This is a genomic window from Streptomyces sp. NPDC043876 (genome assembly GCF_056435825.1).
Genome location: NZ_JBWKDV010000012.1, coordinates 61,208 through 73,872, shown reverse-complemented (window position 1 = coordinate 73,872; position 12,665 = coordinate 61,208). Strand labels below are relative to the sequence as shown.

The following is a 12,665-nucleotide window of genomic DNA, read 5'->3' as shown; positions in this document are numbered from 1 at the left end:
CGAGGCCATGGACCGGCTCCTCACCAAGCAGCCCGAGACCTCCGACGGCAGCCTCACCGTCAAAGCCCTGGCAGCCGAGGCCGGCGTCCACCGCATGGCCCTCTACAAGCGGCACGCGGACCTGAAGACCGAGTTCGAAGAACGCGTCCGCACGGAGACAAAGCAGGTCCCGGAGACCGAGAAGCAGCTGCGGGTGACCGTCACCAAGCTCAAGAAGACCATCGCGAACCAGCGAGCCGAGCTCGAAGAGCTGCGACAGCTGGTGACCAACCTGACCCTCGCCAGCGCCGTCCTCACCCAGAGGCCGGACGCGTCGGCGGAGCCTGCCCCCGCACCGGACAACGTCATCCCGTTCCGTCCGCCGACCACCTGAGCCGACGACCATGGGCAACCGCCCCGGCTCGAACAGATAACTGAGCACATAAGTCCGTACGCGATGGTGCACGAAGTCGTACCCGACTGGGGATCTTCGCTGGCACCTCCCCCTCGATTCTGTCCTATGCCGGGGTCATGGCCCGTTTCGACCGCCGAGAGCACGACGGCATGGCACGTGATCAACAAGTCCCTTCCCGTGACAACCTTGGGTCCAGGACGATGACATGAGGCCGGAGGTAGCCCGCCCGTGGTGGCCAGCAACAATCCCACCGTGGGGAGACGCCGCTTGGGGGCGGAGCTGCGCCGGCTCCGCCAGGCCAGGGGGCTGAAGAGCACCGAGGTGGCCGAGCGGCTCATGGTCTCCCAGCCCAAGATCAGTCACCTGGAGAACGGCCGCCGCGCGATCAGTCCCCGCGATGTCCGCGATCTGTGCGCGATGTACGGAGTGACGGACCCGCAGGTCATCGACTCGCTGATGGACATGGCCAGAGAATCCGGCCGGCCGGGCTGGTGGAACCGTTACGGCGACCTCCCCAACAGCGTCTACATCGGCCTGGAGACGGACGCCGCCTCGCTCCACACCTACGCCCCCCTGGTGATCCCCGACCTGTTGCAGACCCCCGCCTACGCGGCCGCGGTCATGGAGGAAACGATCCCCCTGCCCACGGCCGAGCAGGCGGCCACACGCCTGAAGGCGCGGCTGCGCCGCCAGCACCGGATCTACGCCCCGGCGTGTCCGCTGCGTCTGTGGGCCGTCCTGGACGAGTCGGCCCTGCGCCGCGTCGTAGGCTCGCCCGACATCATGCGCGAGCAACTGGAGCACCTGAACGCACTCAGCGACGAGCCGCACATCACCATGCAGGTCCTCCCCTACGCGGTGGGGGCGCATCCGGGCATGTCCGGACAGTTCTCCATCCTCAGGTTCCCCGGCAACACCACGGCGGGGGTGGTGTATCTGGAGCAGTTCACCAGCGATCTCTACCTGGAGAAGGCGTCCGACGTGCAGCGCTACGGCGTGATGTACGACCACCTCCAGGCTCAGGCCCTTGATTGCGAGTGCACCCGCCGGTTCATCACCGACGTCATCAAGTCGCGCATCGACGCCAGCTGCTGAGTGCGGCCCCGGGGGGCGCCGTCAGGACGTTCGGGGCACGGGCGCGGACCCGGGGGTCCAAGTCGCTGGCCGCAGCCCCCAGAAGGCCGGAGGCGCTTCGCGTTGACGCGGAACCGTGTCCTTGCGGGTGGGCGGTGCGTTGAGCTCTGTGACGCATGCACTGGTCTGGACCCCCACGTCGGGCCGGTGCGGTCCGCGGCCCTTGATTCCGCGCTCTGGCGTCGGGGCCGCGTCAGCTTCCCCCGAGGCATATGAAGGTCCTGGCCTGCCCCGAGCGGTCAGGGCCTTCGTGCTGCCGGGCGCTGTCCATGCGTCCCGTCGGGGTGATGGACTGATGGGGCTGCCGGACCGGCGGGGCCCAACCACGGTGTCACCGGTCCGGCAGCCCTCAAGCGCGGCGCCGGGGGCCTCGCGGTTCCTGGGGGTGCGTTGCGGGCCGTGCCCGCGCCGCGCGGTCAGGGTACGGGCCAGGGGTAGCGGCGGGCGAGGATCGTCCACTCCTCATCCGCCAGGCCGGGCACGGCCCGGCCATCGCTCTCCCACCGCGCGGCGAGCTCGGCGAAGATCGGCTCCAGGTCGGGGCGAGGAACCGTTTCACCGCCACTTCGCTGCACGCCACCGCGGGGCGTGAGCCGCATCGTCGTGTTCACGCCTCCTTCAACGCCGCCCAGGCCGTCCGGGTTACCTACGGGCGCGGCGGACTTCGCGGAGGGCGGTGCGGGCCTGGTCGGTGGTGAGGAGCAGGTTGAACTCGTGGAAGGCGGTGTCCAAGACCGCGTCGGGTGTCGGCTGCTGGCCCTCGGGTGCGCGGCGGATTGCGAGCTGGGCGGCGCCGCGGGCCACGATGGCTTCGCGCTCGGCGTCGTCGAGGGTGGAGTCGGTGAGCGCGGCCAGGACCTGCCGCCACAGCGTCACCGCCGGCTCCCGTCCCAGAGCGCAGGCACCGCGGCGACCGGCTCCAGCTCCTCGGTGTCCAGGGTGGTGTCGTCGTACTCGCCCGGGGCGGGACGGCGGCCGAAGGGTCCGTCCTGCCCCGGCAGGGCCCCGAGCACGGGGGCACCTTTCGTACGGTGGGCTGCGTAGATCATGCGCTCATGTTTCCCGCCATTTGACCCGGAATGCTCGCGACCCTCTGAAGGGCGGCGAAGTCGGCGTGCGCCTGCTCGACGGCTTCGGGGCACCCCGCCCGCTTCTCGTGCTCGGCGAGCGCCCGACAGATGCTGGACAGGCTCGGGTTCTGCTCCTTGCGGCGGCCGGTGGGGATGATCAGATCGGGTTGGATCTGCTCGACCGTCTCACCGCCCGCGCGGCGGCGCAGGACGGTGTGGAGCATGTCGTCGGTCATGACCGGCGGCCGGCCGCCGCGCTTGCCCTTGCGGGCCGCGGCATCGAGTTCTGCTGGATGCCGAGCTGGGCGACGCTGGCGCTGAGCATCCCAGTGATCAGCTCGTCGAAGGACAGAATCTGCTCGCTGACCCGAGCTGGCAGCCCCCCACCCTGACCGCCGGTGCACTGTGCCGTCATGTGCTGCCTCCCGTCTGCCCTCGAACACATAGCGAGGCAACCTACCCGCGGCCCGCGAATGATCACCTGGTGCCTGGGCCAGCTCCCAGCAATCTCTGACGACACTCCTCGGCTCGCCCGAGGCCCCCTTTGCACGTGGCCGACATCCCTGGGCCCGGCTCCTCCACTGGGGAGCGGTACATGCCGACGAAACCTCGTAGCCTCACCGAAGAACGCGTGCAACGTACGCGCTGTCCCCGGGCCTAGCGGGACTGTAGGGCGTCCTGGGCTGGGCGTGCCTGTTGTGGGGCGAGGGCCTCCTCGATGCTGTCGGCGGTCGTGAACAGGGTGCGGGCTTGTGTGATTTCCAGCAGCCGGTCCAGCCGGTCGGGTATCGGGCCGGCCAGCACCAGGCGGCCGGAGCGCAGGAGCATGATCATTGTGTTGAGCATGGCGGAGTCCGCGAAGGTGATCTGGCTGACGTCCAGGACGATCCGGCGCAGGGCGGGGTCGGCGGTGGCCTCGATGGTGGCGGCTTTGAGCGGGCCCAGGGTGTCGTGGTCGAACTCCCCCGCGCAGACGATGACGCGTACGCCGCCCTCGTACTGCAACACCGTTACCTGCTGCTCCATCTGCATACTCCTAGCTGCGTTGAGCCTGTGTGCATGGGCCATGCCCGCTGGCGTGGAGGACCGCCGGCCCCGGACGCGGCCGGCGCCGGCCTTCTCGCTCCTGCAGCAGGCGCATGTGTTTCGGTCAGGTGCGGGGGAGGCGGACGACAGTCACGAAGAAGTCGTCGATCTGCCGGATGGCGGAGACGAACTGGTCGAGATCGACCGGCTTGGTGACGTAGGCGTTGGCGTGGAGGCGGTAGCTGCGCAGGATGTCTTCCTCGGCGGAGGAGGTGGTCAGGACGACGACGGGGATGTGGGCGAGGTCGGGGTCGGACTTGATGCGCTCGAGGACTTGGCGGCCGTCGTACTTGGGCAGGTTGAGGTCCAGCAGGATCAGGTCGGGGCGTGGGGCGCTGGTGTACTCGCCTTGGCGGTAGAGGAAGTCGAGGGCTTCCTGGCCGTCGCGGGCGACGTGCAGGGTGTTGCCGATCTTGTTGTCCTCGAAGGCTTCGCGGGTCATGAGCTCATCGCCCGGGTCGTCTTCGACCAGGAGGACTTCGATGGGCTGGACGGTGGGGCTGTTCACGCGAGGGCTCCTTCACGGGCTGACGGCTGTCCGTCGTGGGACGGGGCGGGGGGCTGGGCGGGCAGGATGAAGCAGATCCGGGCGCCGCCGGTGTGGGTGGTGTCGATCCAGATGCGGCCGCCGTGGTGTTCGATGAGCTTTTTGCACAGAGCCAGGCCGATGCCGGTGCCGGTGTAGGCGTCGCGTCCGTGCAGGCGCTGGAAGATGACGAACACCTTGTCGGCGAATTCCTCCGGGATTCCGATGCCGTTGTCGGTGACGCAGAACAGCCACGTGTCATCCGCCGCGTCACTGTCGCGGGTGACGCTGATGTGCACGGTGGGGGCGCGGTCGGGGGCGCGGAACTTGATGGCGTTGCCGATGAGGTTCTGCCACAGCATGGTCAGCAGGGTGGGATCGCCGGTGATCTGCGGCAGTTGCTCGGGCCGTTCGATGTGCGCACCGGCTTCTTCCACGGCTACGGCGAGGTTGGCCAGGGCCTTGTTCAGGGGGGTGTCGAGGGCGACGGGTTCGCGGGCGTCGTTGAAGCGGCCGACCCGCGAGAAGGTGAGCAGGTCGTTGATCAGGACCTGCATGCGCTTGGCGCCGTCGACGGCGAAGTCGATGTACTGCTTGCCGCGGCCGTCGAGCTGGTCGCCGTAGCGTTTTTCGAGGAGCTGGCAGAAGGAGGTCACCTTGCGCAGCGGTTCTTGCAGGTCGTGGGAGGCGACGTAGGCGAACTGCTCGAGTTCGGCGTTGGAGCGCCGCAGTTCTGCCGCCTGGGCGTCCAGGTCGTGTGCCTGCTGGGCCAGGCGTCGTTCCTGAGAGCGGGAGGCGGCGAGTTCGTCCACGATGCGCCGGCGCATGTCCTCCACGCCCAGGGCCACCGAGCGCAGGTCGCCGGGGCCGCGTGCGGTGATGCGGTGGCCGAAGTCGCCGTCGGCGATCCGCCGTGCGTCGGCGCGTAGGTGGCGCAATGGCCGGGCGACGATGAAGTGGAGCATGACCGCCATGACGGTTCCGATGAGGAACACGGCGATGAGCATGGCGACGAAGGACCAGTTGCGGATGGAGCGGGTGTGGGCGAGTTTGGCTTTGGCGTGCTCTCGGGCCTGTTCGAGGTGGGTGTTCTGCTGGTCGAAGAGGGTGCGCAGGTGGTCGAACGCCTGGCGTCCTTCCTCCATCGTTGCCCGGTCACCGTCGCCGACCGGCCCCCTCTGCGCTGCGGTGATCAGCGGGGTCGCGTAGCGGCGGCGCCAGTCCTCTGCTGCCTGGCGAAGCGTGCGCAGGTCGTTTTGCAGCTGCTTGTCATCGGCGATCAGACCGCTCATGGTCGCCGCGTAGGCCTGCTCGGCCTGCACGCCCTCGGTGTACGGCTTGAGGAGCTGGCGGTCGCCGGTGATGGTGTAGCTGCGTGCGCCCAGTTCCTGGTCGATCAGCGCGGTCTGGAGGCGGAAGGCTTCTGCTCGGGCGGGCTGGACCTGGTTGATGAGCCGGTCGGAGACCGCAGCGGTCTGTGCCAGCTGGTGCGAGCCGATGGCCGCCGCCACCAGCAGGATCGCTCCCATCAGCGCCAGGACAAGGTGGACCCAGCCCTGCACCGTCAGGCGGCCGGCCGGTGTGAAGCCCTCGGGCCCCTCGACGGATGCGTTCGCCGGCGGGGCGGTGGGTGGGCTGGTGGTCGTCACGTGCGTGTCCATTCGAGGTGTACGAGGGCGAGGTCGTCGAAGTGCCCGCCGTAGGGGGCCGACAGTGCCTGGGTGCGGGTGATGAGGGTGTCCAGGAGCTGGTCGGCCGGCAGGTGCGCGTGGTGGCGGACGAGGGAGAGGAGTCCTTCTTCGCCCAGACGCTGTCCCGCCGGTCCGGTGCGGCCCTCGAACAGGCCGTCGGTGAACAGAAGGAGGGCTCCGGCGGGGGGCAGGGGCATGGTGGTCTGGGACCAGGTGGCCAGCCCGGCGGGAATTATGCCCAGAGCCGGCCCCGGGCGGGTCTGCAGGAGCTGCGCCGCCTGTGCGCCGGTGATGAGGAGAGCGGGCGGGTGGCCCGCCTGCAACACGACCGCTTCGTCCCGGCCGGGGGTGAAGGTCACGGTGGTGAGGGTGGTGAAGATTTCAGCCGAGGAGCGTTCGGCGTACAGGATCTCCTCCATGAGGCGCATCAGGTCGTTGCCCCGTGCCCCGGCCATGGTGAAGGAGCGCCAGGCCACCCGCAGGCAGACGCCCAGGGCTGCTTCGTCGGGTCCGTGGCCCGAGACGTCGCCGATCATGGCGTGCACGCTGCCGTCCGCCGATTCGACGACGTCGAAGAAGTCGCCGCCCAGGAGGGCGTCCGCGCGCCCGGCTTCGTAGCGGGTGGCGACCCGGATGGTGTCGGACCGCAGCAAGGGGGAGGGCAGCAGTCCGCGTTCCAGGCGGGCGTTCTCCGCAGCGCGCAGCCGGCTGGCCTGCACGGCGGCCGCGGCCTGCTCGCTCTGGCGGCGCTGGATGGCGTAGCGGATCGCCCGCCCCAGCACGGACGGCTCGATGAGGCCCTTGACGAGGTAGTCCTGGGCGCCGGCTGCGACGGCGGCCAGGCCCGTGCTCTCTTCGGCGAGCCCGGTCAGTACCACCACAGCCGCGCTGGGTGAGGTGCGAAGGATCTCCCGCAGCAGGTCCAGGCCCTGAGCGTCAGGAAGGTGCAGATCCAGCAGGACGCATGGCGGGGACTGCGCGTCTTCCAGCATGGCCCGGGCCTGTGCCAGCGTCCGTGCCCGCCGCAGCTGTGTGGCCGGGGCGGCGTCGAGGAGAAGCTCCTCGACGAGAAGTGCGTCCCCGTCGTCGTCCTCGACGAGCAGGATCTGCGCCAGGGCTGCCGGGGGAGGCGGAAGCCTGTCCTGCCCGCCGTCGGCCGACGGGCCGACGGCGTCGATGAGCCCCACCATGATTCCTCCACTTCGCCGCCCTGTCGGCGGCTCCGCGAGAGAATACTTGTCGTCGCTTAATGGTTGCAACGGGGGCTCGTCCTACTCCGCTTCCGCAGTCCCACCCCGCCAGTCCAGGCACACCACCATCGCGTCATCGGCCGGCGCCGGAGTGCCCCTCCACTCCTCCAGTGCGCGCAGCACCGCGGCCGGAACCTGGGCGGCGGGCAGCAACCGGGTGTCGGTCAGCGCCCGGGCCAGGGCACGCTCCCCGTACTTCTCACCGGCCGCCGAAGCGGCGTCGTAGATGCCGTCGCTGACGAACAGCAGCCGGTCCCCGCGCACCACATCCATGTGCTGGACGGCGTAGGGGGTCTCCTCGACCATGCCCAAGGGCAGCTGGGCATCGAAGGGCACCAGTGAGGCTCTCCCGTCGCGCAGCAGCCAGGCTTGGGGGGAGCCGGCGTCCACCACTTCGACCCGCCCGGTGGACAGCTCGAACCGCAGCAGCAGCGTGGAGACGTGCATCCGCCCCTGGTAGTGGGCGTACAGCGCCTGGTCCGCGAGTGAGGCTTGCCCTGCCAGCTCGGTACCGCCGCGGCGGGCGTTGCGCAGGGCGTTGACCGTCAGATTCGTCAGCAGGGCGGCATCGATGCCCTCACCCATACCGTTGGTCACGGTGAGTGTCAGGTAGTCGGCCTCGGCGCACCAGTCGAAGTTGTCGCCGTGGATCTTGTAGGCCGGCTCGAGCTGGGCGCCCAGCTCGTACTCGGGACGCGAACACGCCCGGGCCGGCAGGAGCTGCCACTGCAGCTCGGCCGCCAGGGTCAGCCGCCGGGTGCGGCGCGCCTGCAGATACAGGTCGGTGTCCCGCTCGGACATCACCAGCTCCCGCCCGAGGATGCCCGCGATCACCTCCAGCTCGTCCACGTCACATGCCTCGGCCGGCAGCGTCAGGCGCAGCACACCCAGCCGGTCCCCGCGCACCGTCACCGGAACCAGCGCCTCCACCCGCCCGGGCGCTACTTCGCGGACCGTGGTCTCCTGCGAGCCGAACAGGCGTCCCAGCTCCCCGGTGAACGCGGAGATCGGCTTGCCCGTGTAGGGCGGGATCGTCACCGGCTGCAGCACGGTCATCCCGTAGTCCGCCAGCAGCAGCTCCACCGGCTCCGCACCCCAGTGCTGCCCCAGCAGGTCACGCAACGTGTCCAGCAACCGGTGCGGAGCCGCGCGTTGCAGAGCCCGCTCCAGCGCAAGAAGAGTCTTCACCTTCGGTGGACCGCCTTCACAGATCGCCAGCCGCCGGTGCGACTGGGGGGAGAAACATGCACGAATGCGAAAAGACGACCTCATTGAGTCGTGAAACATCGGGGCGGCCCGTGGGCGACAGGTCGGCTGCGGGATGACACAGTGGGCAGGTGACCCACTCCCCCCCTTTGCCCACCCAAGTAGCCGAGGCGGCCAGCCGCGCCCTCGACCTGATGGAGGAAAGGTGGGCGAACACGCCCGATGTGAGCATTGCGCCCTTGTCGCCCTCGCAGCTGCGCGTGCTGTACACGCTCGAAGATCACGACGGCACGAGCCTACGCACTCTCGCGCGAACACTGGCGATCACCTCTGCGGCCACCAGCCAGCTCTGCGACCGCATAGAGGCCGTCGGCTTCCTCGAACGCGCCGCCAACCCCCACAACGGGCGAGAAGTGCAGGTCCAGATCACTGACCCCGGACGCGCCTACCTTGAACGGCTGCGAAGCGAACGCCAGGAAGTCCTGATGCCGATCATCGAATCCCTGCCCAGCCGCGACCGCGCCGCACTGCTGGACGGCCTGTCCGCCGTGACCACCGCGACCGCCGCCGAGGCACCCCCGCCGGCGGCCACAGCGCGCGGGGCCTGACACTGTCTCGACCATCGCGCTCCCCGTTTTCGAAGGCGAACACGCCTTGCCTGCCCACGAGGACGCAGACTTCTACCCCGGTTTCCGGATGCCATTCTGGCCCAGGAGCAACGGTTGTCAAATCTTAACGATCGGCGCGCCAGTCAAGGTACTCCACGCTGCGCTACCCACCTGAGGCCATCCCGCCCGTGTACTCCCAGACGCGAGACTGATGCAACGCGATCATGCCCTGCAGGAGAGCCTGGCGACTGCGCAGACCCAGCGGCTTCAACAAGCGCCGAAGCTCCTCCAGGCGCTGCTCCTCCACCTCACGCAGCAGCTCCTGTCCGTCCGCGGACAGCCTGATCAGGGTCTCCCGACGGTTACTGGCGTTCTCCTCTTTCACCAGCAGACCAGCACCCTGCAGCCGGCCGATCAGCCGACTGATCGACGACGGCATCGACCCGGTCGCCTCAGCAATCTTGGTGGACGTAACGACACCGGCGGCGCCCACCAGCTTCAGTACACGGAACTGAGCGGGCGGAACAGCAGGCGCGACACGACGGTCGACGCACTCCCACAGCCGAACAAGCCCCTCCGCTGTTTCGGCGACGCCCCTCTCAGACCCGCTCAAGCCGACCACCTTCCCGCGTTCACGCCCCGACGCCGCTCCAACCCGCCTGCAGACGTCACCCAGCGTAAGCCACCGCCCCAGTCCGCTCCGCCGCGCCCTTGACCGGCTTTGGCGATCAAGGGAACCGTGGTTGGTGCTGACATTGATCACGGGCGACCAGCGCAGTGATCGCCCCCGGGGCTGGGGATATCCCCGAAGCAAGATCAAGGCCAGCCGCCGGAAGGGGCTGAAAGCCGGATGGTCTGTCAGAACTCGCTCTCACTCAAAGAATGGAACGGGGACACCACCGCGCCAAGGGCGCCCTGGCGCTCCGGGCCCGGCCCGCACGGCCCCTTCGGCCGGCGGCCCGCCACGGGCGAGGACGACGACACAGATGTGGACATCGCGGCCCGGCGGGTCATCGATCCGCGGCACCCTGAACACCGACAGCTGGCGCGACGCCGGATGGACCGTGCGCGCCCTCGGCCGCCCCAGAGCCGCGGCTTCGTCGCCCGGCCCCGTGACCCCTCCGCAATCGGCGCACGCGGTCGGGCCACGCCAAAGCCGCCAACAGCGTCCTGGCGATCATGAAAGCGATGGCACACTGATCTGCCCAACTTGCCCATCACACCCGGGAGATCACCTGATGAACGCCACCCCCACCGCCGACGCCCAGCGATCCGAACCAGCCGAGGATCGCACCGGCGGCTGCCTCTGCGGTCGTGTCCGCTTCACCGCCCAGGGCCCCGCAGTGTTCCCCCACACCTGTGAGTGTGAACATTGCCAGAAGCTCGGCGGCGCCCCCGTGATGTGGTGGGTGGGCTTCAAGACGATCACCTGGATCGGCGAGGGTGGCGAGCCGACCTGGTACGAGACCTTCCCCGGTGAGGCGAAGCGCGGCTTCTGTCCGACCTGCGGCAGCCGCGTCGCGGCGATCGACAGCGACATCCCGGAAATCGGCATCAACGTCACGGCCCTCGACGACACCAGCGGCGAAGACCTCGTGCCGATCCACGCGTCCTTCCACGGCAACGCCGTGCGCTGGCTGCCCTCGGTGGCACAGACAGAGCCCAGCGCAACCGACTGACCCGAGACAGTCCATGGACGCTCCGGGTACCTCAATACGCGCAGGGCCGCCTCCTCGACGAATTCGGACTGCCGCCCCCACCGAGGTGCGAAAGCGGAAGTGAGAGTCAGGGCTTTGAGTTTTCGGGCGGTGCCGGTTTCGAGGAATCTGGGTGCGTCGAGAAATGGGGGCATCGTGGATGAACTGCGAGCCGCTCGCGAATGGGCTTACCGATTTCATCGAAGCGGTCCTCAACGCATCCGTAAGCACGGCAGAATTGGCCTTACAGGAACTGCTCATCCCGCCCGTCAGATGGCTGTCCCAGTCCTTCGACAGCCACCACCACGCTCCACCACGAAGAGGGGGGCACAAGACGTGAACACAAGCACTTGACAGGGAATTGTGTTCTTGCCGGCACGAGACACGGATCTCCGGCGGCCCCGCGGTCCTCTGGGTCGGCTTCCGCAAGGACGGGCTGGCGTGGACCGGTCCCGGCGGCGAGCCGACCTGGTACGCCACCTGGCCGACCCTGCGCCGAGGCTTCTGTCCGCGCTGCGGAACACACCTCGTGTCGATCGCCGACGACTCCGACATGATCATGGTCACCGGATTCAGCCTCGATGACCGCAGTGGCACTGACCCCGTCGGCCACTCCTTCCGCGACGAGGCGGCGCCGTGGATGGTCATCACCCTCGCTCCCGACCCGCTCGCGCCGGAGCCCGCCTCGCGGTGACGCTCTCGTACGCCGCTGGAGCACAGGCTGGCTGCGAGACCCCGCTGTCGCCACTGCCTTCCGGCGCCGCTGCGCCACCAATGGCTTCGACCGCATGCAGCTCATCCAGAGCTAGCACTCCGCCGGCCTCTACCCCCGGCCTCGGCGCCAATAAGGGCCCCCAGCCCCGCTGACCACCCATTCCCGTGCTCGCTTCCTTCAGGCCCCGAGCAAGGACTCGCCGATCGGAGAGAGATGATGACGACTTTTACACTCGACGAACGCCCCAGCCTCTCCAGGACATTGCGGCTGGCAGTCGCGCAGAGCACCGTGCCGGAAAATCCCACTGACCGAGGAGCACTTCGAGCGGCTGGACAGGAGATCCGGGCCCTGATGGCGGAGGCAGCCGGGGCGGGCGCGCAGCTGGTGCAGTTCCCCGAGGGGGCAATCGTCTATCCGAGCAAGCATGTGGTGGCGGCCGGCACGGACGGCGAGCTGGTCCCGGCCGACTGGAGCCGTGCCGCCTGGGACGTGCTCCGTGAGGAGGCCGAGTCGATCGCCACGCTGGCGGGGGAGCTACGGTTGTGGACGGCGTTCGGGTCGCTTCACCCGCTCACACCGCCGAACCGGCCCCACAACAGCCTCTTCGTCGTCTCCGACTGTGGCGAGCTGGTCGCCAGGTACGACAAACGGTTCCTGTCGCATACCGAGGCCTCTTACCTGTACACCCCGGGGCGGGATCCGTTGGTCTTCGAGGTGGGTGGCATCCGGATCGGCTGCGCGCTGTGCGTGGAGGCGAACTTCCCGCCGCTCTTCGCCGAGTACGAACGCTTGGACGTCAACTGCGTCCTACTCTCCGTGATGGTCGACGACGCTCCGAGGGCGCGTGTCGCCCAGGCATACGGGACGCTGTACAACTACTGGCTCGGCTACGCCGTGCCGGCGCAGTTCAGCGCAACGGTGCCGTCCGGAATCGTGGCGCCCGGCGGCCGGTGGCTAGCGCAGTGCCCCGCCGACGGGCAACCCGCTCTGGCGGTCGCGGACATCGACCTTGACTCGACCGACCCGGACATCAACGTGGCCCTTCGGTACGCCCGGCCATGGCGCCGCCAAGCGCAAGGAGGTCTCTACAAGGACCGGCTGGTAGCAGGGGACCCGCGCAGCGACATCCGCACGGCCTTCTGATACCGGCCTGCTCACCTGTTCCAGATAGCTCGGCGGCCCGCCGGGCCCCAGCAGTCCGCCCGCGACACGACGGCCGGCCTGCCATGCCCTGGCGGCCGCCGGGCGGAGGCTGCCTTCCAGGACCGCCCCTGGCGCCCTGGGCTAG

General features: G+C 69.0%; 17 protein-coding genes. 6 read left to right on the top strand and 11 right to left on the bottom strand.

Annotated features, from left to right (window positions below; translation table 11 throughout):
• Positions 1-7 precede the first annotated feature (7 nt).
• Entirely contained in the window at positions 8-373 is a 366-nt protein-coding gene (locus AC0693_RS31450) for a hypothetical protein (protein ID WP_478803753.1), read from the top strand.
• A gap of 249 nt (positions 374-622) precedes the next feature.
• The gene (locus AC0693_RS31445) at positions 623-1,489 is read left to right on the top strand and encodes a helix-turn-helix domain-containing protein (RefSeq protein ID WP_478803597.1); all 867 of its coding nucleotides are present in this window, start codon (positions 623-625) and stop codon (positions 1,487-1,489) included.
• 455 nt (positions 1,490-1,944) lie between these two features.
• Here the strand turns inward: AC0693_RS31445 and AC0693_RS31440 are convergent, their stop codons facing one another.
• From AC0693_RS31440 to AC0693_RS31395, 10 genes are all read right to left on the bottom strand, one after another.
• Positions 1,945-2,139: a hypothetical protein gene (locus tag AC0693_RS31440; RefSeq protein ID WP_478803596.1), complete on the bottom strand. Its 195-nt coding sequence runs from the start codon at positions 2,137-2,139 to the stop codon at positions 1,945-1,947.
• Between the two features lie 31 nt (positions 2,140-2,170).
• Complete coding sequence (locus AC0693_RS31435) at positions 2,171-2,404, bottom strand: hypothetical protein (RefSeq protein ID WP_478803595.1); 234 nt, start codon at positions 2,402-2,404, stop codon at positions 2,171-2,173.
• Positions 2,401-2,577, bottom strand: a complete 177-nt coding sequence (locus tag AC0693_RS31430) for a hypothetical protein (protein WP_478803594.1) — start codon at positions 2,575-2,577, stop codon at positions 2,401-2,403. Before AC0693_RS31430 ends, AC0693_RS31435 begins: the two co-directional genes overlap by 4 nt.
• The gene (locus AC0693_RS31425; protein WP_478803593.1) at positions 2,574-2,834 is read right to left on the bottom strand and encodes a hypothetical protein; all 261 of its coding nucleotides are present in this window, start codon (positions 2,832-2,834) and stop codon (positions 2,574-2,576) included. The genes AC0693_RS31430 and AC0693_RS31425 overlap by 4 nt, the downstream gene beginning before the upstream one ends.
• The gene (locus AC0693_RS31420) at positions 2,831-3,013 is read right to left on the bottom strand and encodes a hypothetical protein (RefSeq protein WP_478803592.1); all 183 of its coding nucleotides are present in this window, start codon (positions 3,011-3,013) and stop codon (positions 2,831-2,833) included. Before AC0693_RS31420 ends, AC0693_RS31425 begins: the two co-directional genes overlap by 4 nt.
• A 242-nt stretch (positions 3,014-3,255) precedes the next feature.
• A complete protein-coding gene (locus AC0693_RS31415) occupies positions 3,256-3,624 on the bottom strand; it encodes an STAS domain-containing protein (RefSeq protein WP_478803591.1) in 369 nt (122 codons plus the stop codon).
• A gap of 124 nt (positions 3,625-3,748) precedes the next feature.
• A complete protein-coding gene (locus tag AC0693_RS31410) occupies positions 3,749-4,192 on the bottom strand; it encodes a response regulator (protein ID WP_478803590.1) in 444 nt (147 codons plus the stop codon).
• Positions 4,189-5,859, bottom strand: a complete 1,671-nt coding sequence (locus tag AC0693_RS31405; protein ID WP_478803589.1) for a sensor histidine kinase — start codon at positions 5,857-5,859, stop codon at positions 4,189-4,191. The genes AC0693_RS31410 and AC0693_RS31405 overlap by 4 nt, the downstream gene beginning before the upstream one ends.
• Entirely contained in the window at positions 5,856-7,091 is a 1,236-nt protein-coding gene (locus tag AC0693_RS31400) for a PP2C family protein-serine/threonine phosphatase (RefSeq protein WP_478803588.1), read from the bottom strand. The genes AC0693_RS31405 and AC0693_RS31400 overlap by 4 nt, the downstream gene beginning before the upstream one ends.
• 81 nt (positions 7,092-7,172) lie before the next feature.
• Positions 7,173-8,339, bottom strand: coding sequence for a PP2C family protein-serine/threonine phosphatase (locus AC0693_RS31395; RefSeq protein WP_478803587.1), 1,167 nt, complete (start codon positions 8,337-8,339; stop codon positions 7,173-7,175).
• A gap of 149 nt (positions 8,340-8,488) precedes the next feature.
• Here AC0693_RS31395 and AC0693_RS31390 point away from each other — a divergent pair, with 149 nt between their 5' ends.
• Positions 8,489-8,965 carry a MarR family winged helix-turn-helix transcriptional regulator gene (locus tag AC0693_RS31390; RefSeq protein WP_478803586.1) on the top strand — a complete coding sequence of 159 codons (477 nt, stop codon included), beginning with the start codon at positions 8,489-8,491 and terminating at the stop codon, positions 8,963-8,965.
• A gap of 163 nt (positions 8,966-9,128) precedes the next feature.
• Here AC0693_RS31390 and AC0693_RS31385 read toward each other — a convergent pair whose 3' ends face one another.
• Positions 9,129-9,578, bottom strand: a complete 450-nt coding sequence (locus AC0693_RS31385; protein WP_478803585.1) for a MarR family winged helix-turn-helix transcriptional regulator — start codon at positions 9,576-9,578, stop codon at positions 9,129-9,131.
• Positions 9,579-10,203: 625 nt separating this feature from the next.
• On the opposite strand from AC0693_RS31385, the gene AC0693_RS31380 reads away from it, so the two are divergent.
• The 3 genes from AC0693_RS31380 (at position 10,204) to AC0693_RS31370 (ending at position 12,520) form a co-directional block, all read left to right on the top strand.
• Positions 10,204-10,644, top strand: a complete 441-nt coding sequence (locus tag AC0693_RS31380; protein WP_478803584.1) for a GFA family protein — start codon at positions 10,204-10,206, stop codon at positions 10,642-10,644.
• 379 nt (positions 10,645-11,023) lie between these two features.
• Positions 11,024-11,356 (top strand): GFA family protein, encoded by a 333-nt coding sequence (locus AC0693_RS31375; RefSeq protein WP_478803583.1) that lies wholly within the window; start codon positions 11,024-11,026, stop codon positions 11,354-11,356.
• A 234-nt stretch (positions 11,357-11,590) separates the two neighbouring features.
• Positions 11,591-12,520, top strand: coding sequence for a carbon-nitrogen hydrolase family protein (locus AC0693_RS31370; protein ID WP_478803582.1), 930 nt, complete (start codon positions 11,591-11,593; stop codon positions 12,518-12,520).
• Positions 12,521-12,665: the final 145 nt, after the last annotated feature.

What these genes read in the sequence shown, in the direction of transcription:
- AC0693_RS31450 (WP_478803753.1), top strand. Translation starts at nt 8, where the DNA reads ATGGACCGGCTCCTCACCAAGCAGCCCGAGACCTCCGACGGCAGCCTC.
- AC0693_RS31430 (WP_478803594.1), bottom strand. Translation starts at nt 2,577, where the DNA reads ATGATCTACGCAGCCCACCGTACGAAAGGTGCCCCCGTGCTCGGGGCC.
- AC0693_RS31425 (WP_478803593.1), bottom strand. Translation starts at nt 2,834, where the DNA reads ATGACCGACGACATGCTCCACACCGTCCTGCGCCGCCGCGCGGGCGGT.
- AC0693_RS31420 (WP_478803592.1), bottom strand. Translation starts at nt 3,013, where the DNA reads ATGACGGCACAGTGCACCGGCGGTCAGGGTGGGGGGCTGCCAGCTCGG.
- AC0693_RS31415 (WP_478803591.1), bottom strand. Translation starts at nt 3,624, where the DNA reads ATGGAGCAGCAGGTAACGGTGTTGCAGTACGAGGGCGGCGTACGCGTC.
- AC0693_RS31400 (WP_478803588.1), bottom strand. Translation starts at nt 7,091, where the DNA reads ATGGTGGGGCTCATCGACGCCGTCGGCCCGTCGGCCGACGGCGGGCAG.
- AC0693_RS31380 (WP_478803584.1), top strand. Translation starts at nt 10,204, where the DNA reads ATGAACGCCACCCCCACCGCCGACGCCCAGCGATCCGAACCAGCCGAG.
- AC0693_RS31370 (WP_478803582.1), top strand. Translation starts at nt 11,591, where the DNA reads ATGATGACGACTTTTACACTCGACGAACGCCCCAGCCTCTCCAGGACA.